Annotated in this window: 11 protein-coding genes and 1 pseudogene; 6 read left to right on the top strand and 6 right to left on the bottom strand. The window is 50.0% G+C overall.

The window, feature by feature from the left end; translation table 11 throughout:
• Positions 1 to 56: 56 nt before the first annotated feature.
• The 3 genes from GGR27_RS00060 to murA all read left to right on the top strand — a co-directional run bounded on the left by GGR27_RS00060 (position 57) and on the right by murA (position 3143).
• Positions 57 to 1079 (top strand): LLM class flavin-dependent oxidoreductase, encoded by a 1023-nt coding sequence (locus tag GGR27_RS00060; RefSeq protein WP_168035356.1) that lies wholly within the window; start codon positions 57 to 59, stop codon positions 1077 to 1079.
• A 45-nt stretch (positions 1080 to 1124) separates the two neighbouring features.
• Positions 1125 to 1571, top strand: a complete 447-nt coding sequence (locus tag GGR27_RS00055; protein ID WP_168035355.1) for a hypothetical protein — start codon at positions 1125 to 1127, stop codon at positions 1569 to 1571.
• A gap of 258 nt (positions 1572 to 1829) precedes the next feature.
• The gene (gene murA / locus GGR27_RS00050; RefSeq protein ID WP_168036352.1) at positions 1830 to 3143 is read left to right on the top strand and encodes a UDP-N-acetylglucosamine 1-carboxyvinyltransferase; all 1314 of its coding nucleotides are present in this window, start codon (positions 1830 to 1832) and stop codon (positions 3141 to 3143) included.
• Positions 3144 to 3310: 167 nt separating this feature from the next.
• Here murA and GGR27_RS00045 read toward each other — a convergent pair whose 3' ends face one another.
• The 3 genes from GGR27_RS00045 to GGR27_RS00035 all read right to left on the bottom strand — a co-directional run bounded on the left by GGR27_RS00045 (position 3311) and on the right by GGR27_RS00035 (position 7595).
• Positions 3311 to 5332, bottom strand: coding sequence for a TonB-dependent receptor domain-containing protein (locus GGR27_RS00045; RefSeq protein WP_168035354.1), 2022 nt, complete (start codon positions 5330 to 5332; stop codon positions 3311 to 3313).
• A 132-nt stretch (positions 5333 to 5464) separates the two neighbouring features.
• Positions 5465 to 6280 (bottom strand): DUF547 domain-containing protein, encoded by an 816-nt coding sequence (locus tag GGR27_RS00040; RefSeq protein WP_168035353.1) that lies wholly within the window; start codon positions 6278 to 6280, stop codon positions 5465 to 5467.
• Positions 6281 to 6392: 112 nt separating this feature from the next.
• The gene (locus tag GGR27_RS00035) at positions 6393 to 7595 is read right to left on the bottom strand and encodes a BaiN/RdsA family NAD(P)/FAD-dependent oxidoreductase (protein WP_168035352.1); all 1203 of its coding nucleotides are present in this window, start codon (positions 7593 to 7595) and stop codon (positions 6393 to 6395) included.
• Positions 7596 to 9654: 2059 nt separating this feature from the next.
• Here GGR27_RS00035 and GGR27_RS00030 point away from each other — a divergent pair.
• Both GGR27_RS00030 and GGR27_RS00025 read left to right on the top strand, forming a co-directional pair.
• A complete protein-coding gene (locus GGR27_RS00030; protein WP_168035351.1) occupies positions 9655 to 10386 on the top strand; it encodes a transposase in 732 nt (243 codons plus the stop codon).
• Positions 10387 to 10457: 71 nt separating this feature from the next.
• Complete coding sequence (locus GGR27_RS00025) at positions 10458 to 11690, top strand: transposase (RefSeq protein WP_168035350.1); 1233 nt, start codon at positions 10458 to 10460, stop codon at positions 11688 to 11690.
• On the opposite strand, the gene GGR27_RS00020 is transcribed toward GGR27_RS00025, so the two are convergent.
• Positions 11662 to 12087 (bottom strand): GIY-YIG nuclease family protein, encoded by a 426-nt coding sequence (locus tag GGR27_RS00020; RefSeq protein WP_320060335.1) that lies wholly within the window; start codon positions 12085 to 12087, stop codon positions 11662 to 11664. The two genes, GGR27_RS00025 and GGR27_RS00020, sit on opposite strands and share 29 nt — an antisense overlap.
• Positions 12088 to 12325: 238 nt before the next feature.
• On the opposite strand from GGR27_RS00020, the pseudogene GGR27_RS00015 reads away from it, so the two are divergent.
• Positions 12326 to 13402, top strand: a pseudogene (locus tag GGR27_RS00015) (UPF0236 family transposase-like protein); the annotation flags it as partial.
• On the opposite strand, the gene GGR27_RS00010 reads toward GGR27_RS00015, so the two are convergent.
• Together GGR27_RS00010 and GGR27_RS00005 are read right to left on the bottom strand one after the other, a co-directional pair.
• A complete protein-coding gene (locus tag GGR27_RS00010; protein ID WP_168035347.1) occupies positions 13384 to 13746 on the bottom strand; it encodes a hypothetical protein in 363 nt (120 codons plus the stop codon). The pseudogene GGR27_RS00015 and the gene GGR27_RS00010 overlap by 19 nt on opposite strands.
• Before the next feature lie 28 nt (positions 13747 to 13774).
• The gene (locus tag GGR27_RS00005; protein ID WP_168035346.1) at positions 13775 to 14047 is read right to left on the bottom strand and encodes a hypothetical protein; all 273 of its coding nucleotides are present in this window, start codon (positions 14045 to 14047) and stop codon (positions 13775 to 13777) included.
• Positions 14048 to 14238: the final 191 nt, after the last annotated feature.

Genomic DNA, 14238 nt, shown 5'->3' with positions numbered 1-14238 from the left:
ACCAAGGCTAAGATTGTTGTGCCTACATTAATTGAGCGTCCACCCTCCCCCACCCCATGCAAATAGGAATTGATAGTTTCGTAGCCACCCAAAATAACCAGGACGACGCCACCGCCGTCGCCAACCTACTCGACCGCATCGTAGCCGCCGACGAAGCCGGCCTGGACTTGTTTGCTCTCGGCGAACACCACCGCAGCGACTTCCTTGATTCCGCCGCCCACATGTACCTGGCCGCCGCTGCCGCCCGGACGAAGAATATCCTGTTGGGTTCCGCCGTCACGGTCGTTAGTGCCGCGGACCCGGTGCGAGTGTTCCAAAACTTTGCCACCCTCGACCTGATTAGCAACGGCCGCGCGGAAATAGTGGCTGGCCGGGGTTCCTTCGTGGAGTCCTTTCCCCTGTTCGGTTACAACCTCAGCGACTACCAGGAACTATTCAAGGAAAAACTGGAACTGCTCTTAAAAATACGGGACGAAGAAGTCGTCACCTGGCGGGGGAAATTTCGGGCACCACTGAACGAACAGGCCGTCTATCCCCGCCCGAAGCAACAGAAATTACCCATCTGGCTGGGCGCCGGGGGCACGCCGGCGAGCTTCGTGCGGGCCGGTACGCTGGGCCTGCCGCTGATGGTGGCCGTGATTGGCGGACAGACGCACCGCTTCGCCCCCCTCGTCGATTCTTACCGGGAAGCATTCCTCCGCTCCGGCCATCCGGAAACAGAAATGCGGGTGGGCTTGCACTCCCTTGGTTTCGTAGCCAAGACTTCCGAAGCCGCCCACCAGGGTTTCTACCCCGGTTATAAACAGATGTTTGATAAGATCGGCAAGGAACGCGGCGGCGCACCCATCACCGAAGCGGGGTATTTTGCGCAGGCCGGCCCGCTGGGTGCGCTCGTGGTCGGTAGCCCGGAAGAGGTGGCGGAAAAAATCGTGCGCCACTCCGCAGCACTGGGTGGGATCGACCGGTTTACCTTTCAGATGGATATGGTGATGAATTCCCCCGACGGTGGCGGGCACGAGGGGCAGTTGGAGGCGATCCGGTTGATTGGCGGGGAGGTCATGCTGCTGGTTAATCAATAACTTAGCATAATGGATACTTACCGACACTCATTAAATTAGCCCGAAATGTCCTTTCGTCATTTGATAATTTCGACGGTTTCCCTCGTTGCGCTGTGCGTTTTAACTGCCTGTTCCGTTCCGGTCAATTATTACCTGCGCAACCCCCAGAATTACCCCGTTAAAGTTACGATTAGCACTTACGAGCGATTGGGGGATACGACACACTACCGGGTACTAGAAGGAAAAATTACTGGTAACATCACCTACAATGCCTACCAGGAAATGCCCACTGAGGCTACGCAGTATTTACTTGATGGAAAGGAATACACCTTTTCGGCCAGGCCGGGTTATACCTACTTCCTCCAGGCCGGTAGCAATTTTGCTATGCGGGGGGTGCGGAGAATCATGGTGGGCGAACGCGATGGACCTACGGAGCTCTTAGACGAGCGTAATAGTTTGTTTAAGCAGCGCGTATACGGCAAACGGTACGTAATGTCGTACGAGATCAGGTGATGAAGGCGGCTATCTTCCGTACGTCGATGTAGACTTCGAAAAACACGATTTTCCGTTACTGACCATCCCGTCAAACACTGGCAATGTGGTAACGAATAGTAGCCCAATCCCCACGGCTCCTCGATCATCCCCCGGCACCCGCGCCAGCGCCCCCTTCTTTGCTGCATCACCAAACGAAATAAGGTCATGCTTAACCAAATTCAGCAGCAACAAAGACAAAGCGCCAATCAATTAACCGCAAACACTACCTTCGCGCCCATGACGGACAACGGAAGATTCATTGTGGAAGGCGGCCACCAACTCGCCGGCGAGATCGTCCCCCAGGGGGCAAAAAACGAGGCGCTGCAAATCATCAGCGCGACGCTCATGACCGACCAGCCGGTTTTACTGACCAACCTGCCCGACATCCGGGACGTCAATAAACTTCTCGACCTACTCACCGGCCTCGGCGCCGAAGTCGAGCGCATCGACCGCCACACCTGCCGCGTCACCGCCAAAAACATCGACGTCGCCTACATGCAGAGCGCCGATTACGTCCGCGACGCGCAACACATCCGAGGCTCGGTGATGCTGATTGCGCCCCTACTGAACCGCTACGGAAGAGCCACGCTACCCAAACCGGGCGGCGACAAAATCGGCCGCCGAAGGCTCGATACCCACCTCCTCGGCCTGCAAACCCTCGGCGCGGATTTTAAGTACGACGCGGAACGCTTCATCTACTCCTTCACAACCGACGGACTCAAGGGTGCCTACATCCACATGGATGAGATTAGCGTCACCGGCACGGCGAACGTCGTGATGGCCGCCGCCCTGGCCGAGGGAGAATCGACGATCTACAATGCCGCCTGCGAACCCTACCTGCAGCAACTCTGCAAAATGCTCAACCGCATGGGTGCCAAGATCGAGGGCATCGGTTCTAACCTACTCAAAATTCAGGGCGTCGAAACCCTCGGCGGAACGGAACACCGGATGCTGCCCGACATGATCGAGATCGGTTCCTTCATCGGTCTGGCCGCCATGACGGGTTCGGATATCACGATTAAGGACGTCAGCGTCGAGAACCTCGGTATCATCCCGCGCACCTTCGAGCGGATGGGTATTCAGCTCAACATCAACGGCGACGACATCCACGTCCCCGCCCAGGACCACTACGAAATCCAGTCCTTCATCGACGGTGGTCTGATGACAATCTACGACGCGCCCTGGCCCGGTTTCACGCCCGACCTGATGAGTATTTGTTTGGTGACGGCCATTCAGGCGCGAGGCTCGGTGTTGATTCACCAAAAGATGTTCGAGTCACGCCTGTTCTTCGTGGATAAGTTGATCGACATGGGTGCGCAAATTATTCTTTGTGATCCGCACCGGGCGACGGTCATCGGTCTCGATAAACGGGCTCCTTTACGCGGCATCTCAATGTCGTCGCCGGATATTCGCGCGGGTGTTTCCCTACTCATCGCGGCGCTTTCGGCGGAGGGAACCAGCCAGATTGACAACATTCACCAGATCGACCGGGGGTACCAGGATATTGATGGGCGGCTGCGGGCTTTGGGGGCGAAAATTATTCGGGAATAATTTGGTCTGTGGCCTGTGGTCTAGAGTCTGCGGTAGTATCCAAATTGATGGGCGGTTGCGGGCTAGAATTATTCGAGTATAATTTGTTCTGTGGTCTGTGGTCTGTGGTCTAAAGTCTGTGGTAGTATCCAACCAGAGACTTTAGACCACAGACCCTGGACCACAGACTAAAGACCCAAGACCGTCACCCCCACCTGCCAGGTCCGCCCCGCTGCGGGTTGGAAATAACGACCACCGAACTGAGGGTTGAGGTCGTTACCGAAGCTCATTTTTTGGTCGAGTAGATTTGCCCCGCTCATAAAGACCGTTAGCTTACCGAAGTCGTAACTCACGCTCACCCGCACCAAGTGAAACGCATCGGCGAAAACGTCGTTGGCATCATTAAGCGGGATTGCGTCGACGTAGTTGTGGAGCACCGAAATTTCGAGGCGCTGATCGTACCTGAGCACGACCTGGAGGTTGGTCGTGTGGGGCGCGGCGCCGGGAATAGTCTGGCCGCTAAAATCACTATCGCCCCGCCGGAGTTCGTCGTAGGTGAAGTCGTAATAGGTGTAGGAACCGAGTAGGTTGAGTTGGTATTTATTCCGCCCGAAGCTGGTGGCGTACTGCGCGAGTAGTTCGAGCCCGTTTTGGGTAGTTTTTCCGGCGTTGCGAAAAAGCTGGGTACCCCGTTCGTCGGAAAAGGTGGTGATGGCCTCCTGTAGTCGGAAGTGAAAGGCGGTGGCATTTGCGGAGAAGCCCCGGTAGCTAATCCGGTAGCCGATCTCGTAGTTAGTACCGACTTCCGGCCGCAGACCGGTATTGATGCTGCCTTCGTTAGTACGAAATTCGTCTAGTGTCGGCGGGCTGAAGCCGTCGGTGCGGCTGGCGTAGAGGTAGTGTAAGTCACCGATGCTGCGGCCAACGGCCAGGCGGACGCTCAGGGGACGGTCAGTGACAAAGTTAGTTTCTCCCCGGTCGTCGTTCACCGAAAAGGTGCGGTCGATGTCGTAAGCCAGGCGGCTGGAGGACAGGCCGAGCGTGACGTCCCACGCACCGGGTTGGTAGCGGAGTTGGGAGAATAACAGAGCTTCGTTAGAGATAATTTCGTCGCTAAAGTTGAGGTCACCGGGGCGGGTACCGTCGGGGTTTTCAAAGTTATTGGCGAAGCGTAACTGCCGGCGGTTTTCCAGTCCGAACGTGAGGTCGAGTTCGTCGGTGAGGAGGCGGCGCGCGGCGATGCGGCCACCGGCGGCAAGATTGGTTTCGCGTTTGTAGTCGAAGTTGAAAGGGTGGTCGAAGTAGAAGCCAGAAGTGTACAGGGCAGTCTCGAATTTCCAGCGGCCGTAGTAGCGCTCGTCGGTCAGTCCGAGTAGGAGGTTATGGTAGTTGATGGAGGCGTTTTTGTCGGCGCTTCCGGGCCTGGCCTGCCGGGGATTCTCGGCGTACTGGTCGGCGTTGAGGCCACCGGGCAGTTGGTAGCTCAGGTCGGTGTACAGGGCGTGGAATTTAGTCGTTGTCCGGCCTGGATTCAGGGTCTGGCTGTACTGAGCGGTAAAGCGATTCATGTCCGAATGGTCGCGGTAACCGTCGATTTGTTGGTAGCCGAGGCGGAGTTGCTTGTCGGCATTTTTACCGGTCAGGTTCAGGTCGCCCCGCAGGTAACCGTAGCTACCGCCGGTCAGGCTTGCTCCTATTCCAACCTTCTCTGCACTCCCGATAGCTATCGGGACCGCGCCCTCATCAATGTCCGTATTTAATAGAATTGTCCCCGCCGTACCCGGACCATAAAATCCGCCACTTGGCCCGCGCAGCACCTCTACCCGATCGATGTTCGAGGCGTCGAGAAAGTTGAGCGGTACGTCGCCCCCCGGTTCTCCGTAGGGAATTCCGTTCCAGTACACTTGGGTATTTCTGACGCCGAAAGGTGCGCGCAAACTGGCCCCGCGAATGGCGATCCGGTAGCTCGCCGTGGCGCGTTCCTCAAAGCGGACACCGGGCATGACGTTGAGGCCAGGCAGCAGCGAAGAACGGTCGTAGCGCCGCAATTCTTCCCGTGGAATAAGGAGACTCGCGGCGGGTAGTTGATCGCGATTTTTCGCCCCGAACGCGGTTACGGTAGCGGCCGGCAGCACGAGACTGTCGGGGATTTGGGCGCGGACGCTGGTGCAGAGGGGTAGCAGGATTAAGAGCAGTGTTGATGGGTGCATTCGCGAAATTGAGGCTGAGCGTTTTATAGGCGGTGGGCGGTGGGCGGTGGGCGGTGGGCGGTAGGTAACTAGAGAAGACATAGTTAGTTGTAGAGTACAGCCTACCGCCTACCGCCTACGAGCCTAATACTTCTACTCTTCCGCCCAAATACCCGTCTTCAAGGTCCAATCGTAATCGGTGTATTGCCGGCTCACATCCTTGTCTGATTCAGTGAGGACACCGTAGTTGATCAGGAATTCGTCGATCCCACCCTGGTCGCGAAAGTCACCACGGAACCAGGAGAAGAGTGGACTCGTGTAAAGCACCCGGTCGCCCCCCTCAGTTTTGATTTCCGAATGTTTGGCGAGGTACTTGGTTACGCGGTTGTCGATCTGCTCGTTGTAGGTTTCCGGTCGGTAGATCTCCACCGGGGGGCAGTCGGCCGCGCCGCAATTGAGTGCGAAATGGACGCGGGAGTCCCCACCCTTAATTTTGAAAGTACGCTCGAATTTATTGGGGAAAAACTGCGGCAAGAATCCTAACCCAAGTCGATTCTCTCCACCGCGGATAATGCCGTGTTCCATTTCATTGGGTGAAAACAGGTGGCCAGCAACCGTGAACCGGGGGGTGGAAAAGAAGGCGCCCCGATCGTCAAACAGCGCCGGATCCTCCGTAAGTAAGTACTGTACCATTCCATTGTACGTGTTCACCCAGAAGGCCAGTTGCTGCTCCCGGTTACTAAGGTCGGCGGCGAGGACGTTGGGATCGTACGTTTCCAATTGAGTAACCACGGAACTGGCGTCTCCGCCGTCCTTTAGCGTTTGCAAAAATCGCTGGCTCAAGTCGTTGGCCGCGACGAATTCATCCCCCGCCGGTGGATAATTTTCACTGGCTTGGTAGCGGCCACAGGAGCTCAGCAGAATCAGCAGGGTGCAGAGGGTTGCGGCGTAGTGAATGTAACGTTGCATAACTTAGTTATTTGACCATCAGAACACCGCCGCGCCGGGTATTGTGTGACGTGCCCCCGCCTAAGCGTGTCGGCTACCGACGCGCCCGGCAAGATAGCGGGGCGGACCGCCACTACGGATTCGTATCCGTCGGCAATTCATTCAGGTGATTAGCTAGTGCAACACCCATGCTGAAGCAGCCCTGCAGCAGGTACCCTCCGGTGGGGGCGAACCAGTCCAGCATTTCGCCAATGGCGTAACTATTTGGCAGTTTCCTTAGTTTGAAATTGCCATCTACTTCGTCCAGGGCGATGCCACCCAGCGTTGAGATCGCCTCGTCTAATTCACCGGGGGACTGCAGCACGATGGGAACGGACTTGATCGTTACCGCTAGCAATTCAGGATCGAGGAACGTTCGTTTGTCCGTGAACAGTTTCAGGAGGGCAACTGAAGTGCGGCTGAGATTCAGGTCGTTGCGCAACACTTTCGAGACGTCCGACGATCTCGCTTTTCCGTACTTATGCCTGATTTGGGCAACCGTCATGGTTGGTTTTAGGTCTAAGAAAACGGTGGCGGTACTTTCGAACGACAACGTTGTCTGAACCTCTTGGCTCAGAGCATAAAGGGCGTTCCCCTCCAGGCCGAACGTGGTGATGACTACTTCTCCCGTAGCCGTCGAGTCATTGTGGCACAGGGAGATGTTTTTCAACGGTTTTCCTGCGTGCGCCGCCATAAATTGCTTACTCCAGTCTACGGCAAATGCGCAATTAGCTGCCCGGAATGGTTGCACGTTTACCCCGCGTTCCTTGAACAACCGACTCCACGCTCCATCAGAGCCCGTCACCTTCCAGCTCGCCCCTCCCATAGCGAAGACGGTAATGTCGGCGCTGATGACTTCGCTTCCGCGAAAGCGCAGCGCTCCCCGTTCATCCCACCCAGTCCATTCCGTTGCTAACTGAAACTTTACTTTGGTGGCTGATAGGAAGTCCGTAATCGTATTGAGCACTTCAAAAGGCTTAAGGTCAGAATCGGGAAACACCCGGTCGCTCGATCCGGCGAAAGTATTGATTCCGTGACGTGCAAGCCAGTCTCTCAGGTCCTGATTAGTGAACTGACGAATGGCAGCGTCCATAAAGCCACTGGGGTGGTACTGATTAAGGAGCGCAGGGATCGACGAATTGTACGTCAGGTTCAGTCCGCCTTCTCCGGCAACCAGAAACTTACGCCCTACCGTTTTCTTTTTCTCGCAGATAGTCACGTGAAACTTGTTCTCATCCAGGTGTGCTGCCAACAGGAGCGCGGCGGGACCGCCACCGATGATCAGCACGTTTTTCATTCGCGGTGGGTGGATGTCTTGTAAAATAGTAAGTTACGGGTTTGGTATCCTTTAAGCCGAGACTGGCATTCAAGTTCGCCTTATTACTGTGTGAATATTAAAAGCTGGTTTTCATTGATTGGTCCGCACTAACCTAACTTGCTGAGTTGCTACCGATGGCCGCAAATTTGGACCTTGGTAGCTGTTCCACTTTCGCATGAGCCAACCGCTATCGAAGAGCATGGCGCAACAACGGCTAAAATCCGGTAGCGGCCCCAACTTACGATATGTCCTAATCCCGCAAGATCACCGTCACGATTTCAAGCGGAACAAATTTACCACCGAATTGACTAATTTATACGGTCAGGTATAGCGTTGTCTGTGTCTAATTAGCTGATAATCGAAGGTAGCTATCTCCGTCCAAAATTAACGGTATGCCGATCAGCCATCAGTCTATTAGGAGCGAACGCCAGTGGAGAGCCGCTACGGGTCTAACTCAGCAGTAGTTCGAGCAGCTCGCCTCCGCCTTTGCAAAAACGTATGAAGACGACGCCAGGTTCTACTCGATTGTACTAGCTGTTTGCGCAAGGCTTTAGAACTTTTAGTTAACTCTTTGATTATTAAGCCAAACAACTCTGTACTATTCTATTTCAGTAATTGTAGACGCCATTAACAACTCCAGTGGTGATTTGATTAAGTATTATTTTTAAATTAGAGTAGTATAACATTAAGTAATGTATTTACGAACTATTTTATAATTGAATTGATAAGGTAGGATTTGACAATGACTTGATCCCAATTCAGGAGATCAATAGTTTGATCGTTAACAGCAATATTTTTGGGTTCGAAAGTTTTATCACCATTATCACGAGTTAATTCTTCAGTAAACACTAAATTCCATGATGAATTTTTCAATTGACCATGTTTATATACGTAAAAACTTGGACAATATATTCCCGAACAGGAATTATGAATTAGAAAAAAGACTTCATCACTTTGTCTCACAGAGCTTGCCGTGTCAATAACCCCCGTCCACCTATTAGTGAAACTATGAATTAGGTCTTCCTTACTTGCGAAGGATTCAATTGAGGTGACTATCCTTGAATCAGTACTACTCATCTTCTGGTTTATATTGCATGAAAATAGAAGGATGGCAATACACGCGTAGAGATATACTTTAATCATAGTATCAAATTGTAAGTTTACGAAAGCTCTATTACTATTTACTAAATTATCTGAATAGCGAAATCACAGTTAAATAAGAATTGTGACAGTCAAAGTTTTATCACGTAGCCATTTTTACAAAATATAATTGAAAATATGAGCAGTTTTCTCCCTCCTGAAAATCGTCACATCTATAAATTCCAATTGAATCGGTAAATATGAATAAGCCAGGGAATTTAGGATTATAAATTTTGGCACTATCTATTGGAATTCGAGACTGACTTTCAAAAACAACATCTAAAGATGATAATTCTCAATCGTAACTAGGTAACAGGATTACTGAAATAAAACTTGCGAGTATTCATATCTTCTAGTATTTTAGAATTACTGGGTTTCAATTTTTTTTTGTTGTGCACCAAAGACTGTGTACACAGAAATCAAGAGACTTAGGTTACACTTTATCACTTGCTCAAATATAGGTTTTTTTTCTCGTCCCCGCCGCTAAGTTCTGTAGGTCGTAGACCGGAAGAACTTAGCGGCGGGGACGAGAACGGACAATTAACTGTCACTTACTTTGCGGGACCTGGCTTTGCGATCTCGCTGCCGCTGCGGGAAGTCGCGGTCTGACAGTAGACAATAGTAACGACTACTCTCCACCTGATCGTCCAACTCGTAGTAGCCCAGATTAACCCGTCGGTAGTACACCTGCTGTGTTCACGCCCATTAAGCTAATGGTAAATCAAACACCTACACCGCCATTCTGCCTTCTAGCAGCATGCAACTCCCAATAACAAAAGCGATCAACGATCTTAGATCTTTCATTACGCTAAACCCAGCTAAGCGCTTAAAGTATCTCCACTTCCCATCCTCCTCCTTTACCAGGAAGAGTCCACTCACCTTTAAAACTACCGTCACGATGATCCTGGGATTACTCAGGAAAAGTCTCGACCTCGAGTTATATGATTACTTCGATCGGCTCCGTACCGCACCCGTTACCAAGTCCGCTCTGGTACAGCGAAGACAACTCGTAAAACCTGTTTTCTTCCGTGATCTCTTTCTGAGTATTACCGATTCCTTTTACCATCGTTTCTCCCACAAAACCTGGAAAAACTATCGCGTAATGGCCGTAGATGGAAGCGGACACAGGCTTCCTCAAGATAACAACGTCGGCGAGGAGTTTGGCTGGCACGGTAATCAACACAACCAGGTACCGTCAACCAGAACGCTTTACGCCTACGACGTACTTAACAAAATAATCTATGACGTGGAACTTCACCCGCGAACGACTTCGGAGGTGAAGATCAACTATGCCTGGATTAAAGACTATCCTGATGACTTCTTAGCCGTCTACGATCGGGGTTTTGCCAGCTTTGCGCTTCCCATTTTGCACGTACGCCACGGATCGAACTGCCTGGTTCGCATGAAAATATCGGGCAGTAAAATTATAGAAGACTTTGTCCAAAGTGCTGATAAACAGCGCATCGTACGGGTATCGCCTCATTACCGAGCTCGTAAAACCGCCGAAGAACAGGGTGAGATCATCAGTGCAGAAGAATATGCAGACGTACGGTTAATCAAGATTATCCTGGACGATGGAACTTTGGAGGTTTTAATGACTACCCTACTGCAATGGTCTGAATCGATTTAATCTAACCCAAATCATGTGTTTCATCAAAAAGGCGGCGAGCCGTATCTTGGAAGTAACTACACTTTTAAGCTATGACTCGCCTAACGAAGGTTACTGCCCTCGCTGCCTCAATATTACAACAAATGCCTCAGATCGGTAAGTGGCAACGTAAATTTTTGCTCCTCCTCTTTCCTTTATGGCTCAGTATTCGTGGGCGACATAACTTCGCTAACCTAGCCCGGTATTCAGTCTATGGAGAAGGTGCTTTTCGCCATAATTTTGCAAAGCCTTTCGACTGGCTTACATTCAACCGCCTCTTGTGTCTGCGTTCTTTAGGTCCTGATCGTATCCTGGCTTTTGACCCTAGCTACCTGCCTAAGAGTGGTCATTATACGGAAGGCGTAGCTAAGTTTTGGAGTGGCTCCGCCCGCCAAGTAAGGCCCGGTTTGGAGATCAGTAGTATTGCCGCCGTTGATTTAGCCGATAGTACGGCCCTCCATCTGGAAGCTTTTCAAACGTTACCGCGGGGTGAAGGGCAAACTTTATTAGATTATTACGCCGAAGGTATCCTGAGTCGTCAAAGGCAACTCAAACTCATCTCCTCCTACCTGGTAGCGGACGCTTATTTTTCAAAGCAACCTTTTGTTGACAAGTTGACCAAAGCTGGCTTCAAGTTGGTGAGTCGTCTGCGCTGTGATGCGCGCATGCGCTACTTGTACCAGGGTACACCGACGGGTAAGCGTGGTCGACCCCAAAAGTATGATGGCAGGGTTAATCCCCGCGAGTTGCGCCAGGACGTTTTTCAACTTTGTGGCAAGGATGAGGATCAGCGGTGGATAGCCTACAGCGCCGTAGTTAATATCCCATCCTGGAAGCGCTCGGCACGGGTAGTTATCATCCATCAGCTAGATGAGAAAGGCCGGATAACTGGTCATCGTACGTTGGTGAGTAGCGACACGGAACTAGCGGGCACGCGCTTACTAATCATGTATCCAGCGCGTTTTCATCAAGAATTTTTATTCAGAGATGCTAAGCAAGACTTAGGCTTAGGCTTAGGCTTAGAACACGGTCAAGCCTACACTGCTGACAAGATCGACTTTCACATCAATGCTTCGCTGACGGTAGGATCTTTAGCCAAAATAAGCCATCATATCGAGCAAGAAGAACACCGGAGCACGCCGTTTTCTATCGCGGACATTAAAACCGAGTACGTCAATGAACATCAGGCCTTGCGAATAATATCCATGTTTGGGATAAGCCTAAACTCGCCTTTAATTGCCCAAGCGATGCCCAAAATTAGGAACTACGGTAAAAGAAGGGCTTAAACTGAATTAGACCATTGAAGTTAAAAGGAGGTTTTAATAAACCGATCGCTAGTTCTTCAATATAGAACCTATGCTTGAATTTCTTTTCATCTATTAAAACATAAGTAAAGCCAACATTTTTAAATATACTCTCATATGCCTCGTTATTCTCTGCATCTTTATAGATATATTCCATGCCAGCTCGAAACTGACATTTCGTATTTCTTTTTGCTATCACCTCAGATGATTTGTCTTTCTTATATTCTTCTACTTTAAATGTCAATATTTCTTTAAAATATCTTGATCTATCTAAAATTTTAGGCATTATATGATCCTTCAATCTTTTTCCTAAGTCTGTGCTCTTGCCAACATATAATGGGAAAAATTTCGTGTCGACTAACTTATTGACGGGTGTAATTCAGATTGTCGTTTTGGCTATTATTCCTTATTTTACGGAAAAACACGATGCTTAGCCGTAAAAAATTCTTAGAACTTGCCGCAAGTAAATATACTGAGATCAATCAACTACAGCAAGCGCCCGACATGATGGCTTACGAACGTGGTCTACGGGATTTGATGAACGAACTTGGCCGGTCCATTGCCGACCGACAGTTCGACGATGAGTCTAAAGATCGGCGTAAAAAAAAGTCCTCACCACCACCTTTGGCAAAATAAGCGTGGCAAAAAATCATCACTGGTCTCCGCCTAAAAATGGATTGGCCATTTCCCCGTTGTTACAGAGTCACTACCTACGCTTTGAGGCCGAAGTCGTTCCCGCCACGGCGGCTAAGCTACTGAACGAAGCTTTGGGTCAACCCTTAGCCAACAAGAGTCAAGGACGCCGTTTGCTCGAACAGTACGGTCGCCACGAGGCGATCATGCGCGCATTAACGACTCCGCTGTCCAGGGCAGAGCAACAGCCAGTTTTACGAGTGGTGAAGGGTGCGGGCCCGCCCCAAGAGGATGTCATTTATGCCATGTTCGACGGAGTGATGTTGCCCTACGATGATGGGTATCACGAAACGAAGGTAGGACGCGTTTTTCTGGGTCGTCATATCGTGTCTAACGAGGTCAAGTGCGCCGAAGCGATCAATCACCGACGGCGGGTAGAGAACTCAGAGTATGTAGCCTGCGAAGGCCATTATTCTGAGTTTACCAAACAGTTTACGCCGCTGGTAAAAGCTACACAGCAGCGAGAAAAGCCCGGGGTGCCTACGGTCGTGATCACTGACGAAGCGCTCTGGATGGTCGATTATGTCGCTCGTAAGCTTCCCAAAGCCACCCACATTCTAGACTTTTTTCATGCCTTCGAGCACCTGGCTGAGTTTGCGGCTGTCTGCTGGTCGAAAGTACAGAATCGACAAGCTGTCCTGGAGCGTTGGAAGGGCGAACTTCGCAACGGCAAGGTGACTGATATTCTTGGTGAAGTGTTGACGTATCTGCGGGACGATCGTCCTAAAGTTGTTGAAATGGCGACTAGTTTGGCTACCTATCTGCGCAATAATCTAACGCGCATGGCCTATGCTGACTATCGCGCTAAGGGTTACCTGATCGGAAGTGGAGCCATCGAATCGGCTGCCCGAAGTGTAGTACAGCAGCGGTGCAAGCAGACCGGACAAAGGTGGGGTCAGAATGGTGCTAAGGCCGTGCTAAATGTCCGGGCCATGTACCAAAGCGGTAAACATAATCGGATGGATAAAATCATTTTAGAAAACTATAATAAGGCGGCGTAGCCGACCCGACAATCTGAATTACACCCCTTATTGACAGAGTCATTCATGAGGTTGTCTTCGTATTTTTTATAATAACTGAACCCACCACTTTTATTATTAGTTTTGATATATTTGCTTGGATCATTCTCGTATTTATCTTTTGATATTTTCGGACCTTGAAATTTAGCCATTATATCAATTGGCGGTAGCCACTTTTCATTTAGCCACCAAAAACAATAAACTCCAGATTCTTTATTCAATTTACTAATACTATTGTACGACTTATTTAGACACTCGGTATTCTCAAATCTAATTAATTTCTCAAAGTCTTGTGGGATCTTAATGATCAAAGTATTCTTCAACATAGATATATATTTTGTGACATTTAAACAATTATATTGCGACAATATAGATGTCACTATTCCAGACCTGTATTTCAAATATTTCTCCAGACTCCGCATCAAGCCAAGTATCATTTTGCGTTTTAACGAGATCAGCGTCTAAATTCGGTTTAACTATATTCTCAATAAAATACTCAGTATAGTGTAACTTCTGACAATATAGATACCCTTTTCCTTTCTTATACATCGGATTTCCTGCTTTAAACTCCATAAAGTCTATATACTTTCCTAGAGAGTTTGGTGCACCAATAAACAATATTTTCACATCTTGGTATAAAGGTTGTAATTTTAAAAAGTCAATCTTTTTATCCGCAATAATACTTTGTTTTATTTTTTCTCCTGATTTATTAATTTTTTCGGAATAAGTAATCAGACAAATTTAGCTTAACTTTTGTAAATTGCCAAATGAATGTACGATTACTGACGCTAACGGATGAAGAACATGCTGCCCTGATG

Source organism: Neolewinella antarctica (assembly GCF_011927835.1).
GTDB lineage: Bacteria > Bacteroidota > Bacteroidia > Chitinophagales > Saprospiraceae > Neolewinella > Neolewinella antarctica.
Note: the sequence above shows the minus strand (reverse complement) of the source record. Positions and strands in the feature narration are given on the sequence as shown.

What these genes read in the sequence shown, in the direction of transcription:
- GGR27_RS00010 (WP_168035347.1), bottom strand. Translation starts at nt 13,746, where the DNA reads ATGTTGAAGAATACTTTGATCATTAAGATCCCACAAGACTTTGAGAAA.
- GGR27_RS00035 (WP_168035352.1), bottom strand. Translation starts at nt 7,595, where the DNA reads ATGAAAAACGTGCTGATCATCGGTGGCGGTCCCGCCGCGCTCCTGTTG.
- GGR27_RS00025 (WP_168035350.1), top strand. Translation starts at nt 10,458, where the DNA reads ATGACTCGCCTAACGAAGGTTACTGCCCTCGCTGCCTCAATATTACAA.
- murA (WP_168036352.1), top strand. Translation starts at nt 1,830, where the DNA reads ATGACGGACAACGGAAGATTCATTGTGGAAGGCGGCCACCAACTCGCC.
- GGR27_RS00040 (WP_168035353.1), bottom strand. Translation starts at nt 6,280, where the DNA reads ATGCAACGTTACATTCACTACGCCGCAACCCTCTGCACCCTGCTGATT.
- GGR27_RS00060 (WP_168035356.1), top strand. Translation starts at nt 57, where the DNA reads ATGCAAATAGGAATTGATAGTTTCGTAGCCACCCAAAATAACCAGGAC.
- GGR27_RS00045 (WP_168035354.1), bottom strand. Translation starts at nt 5,332, where the DNA reads ATGCACCCATCAACACTGCTCTTAATCCTGCTACCCCTCTGCACCAGC.
- GGR27_RS00030 (WP_168035351.1), top strand. Translation starts at nt 9,655, where the DNA reads ATGATCCTGGGATTACTCAGGAAAAGTCTCGACCTCGAGTTATATGAT.
- GGR27_RS00055 (WP_168035355.1), top strand. Translation starts at nt 1,125, where the DNA reads ATGTCCTTTCGTCATTTGATAATTTCGACGGTTTCCCTCGTTGCGCTG.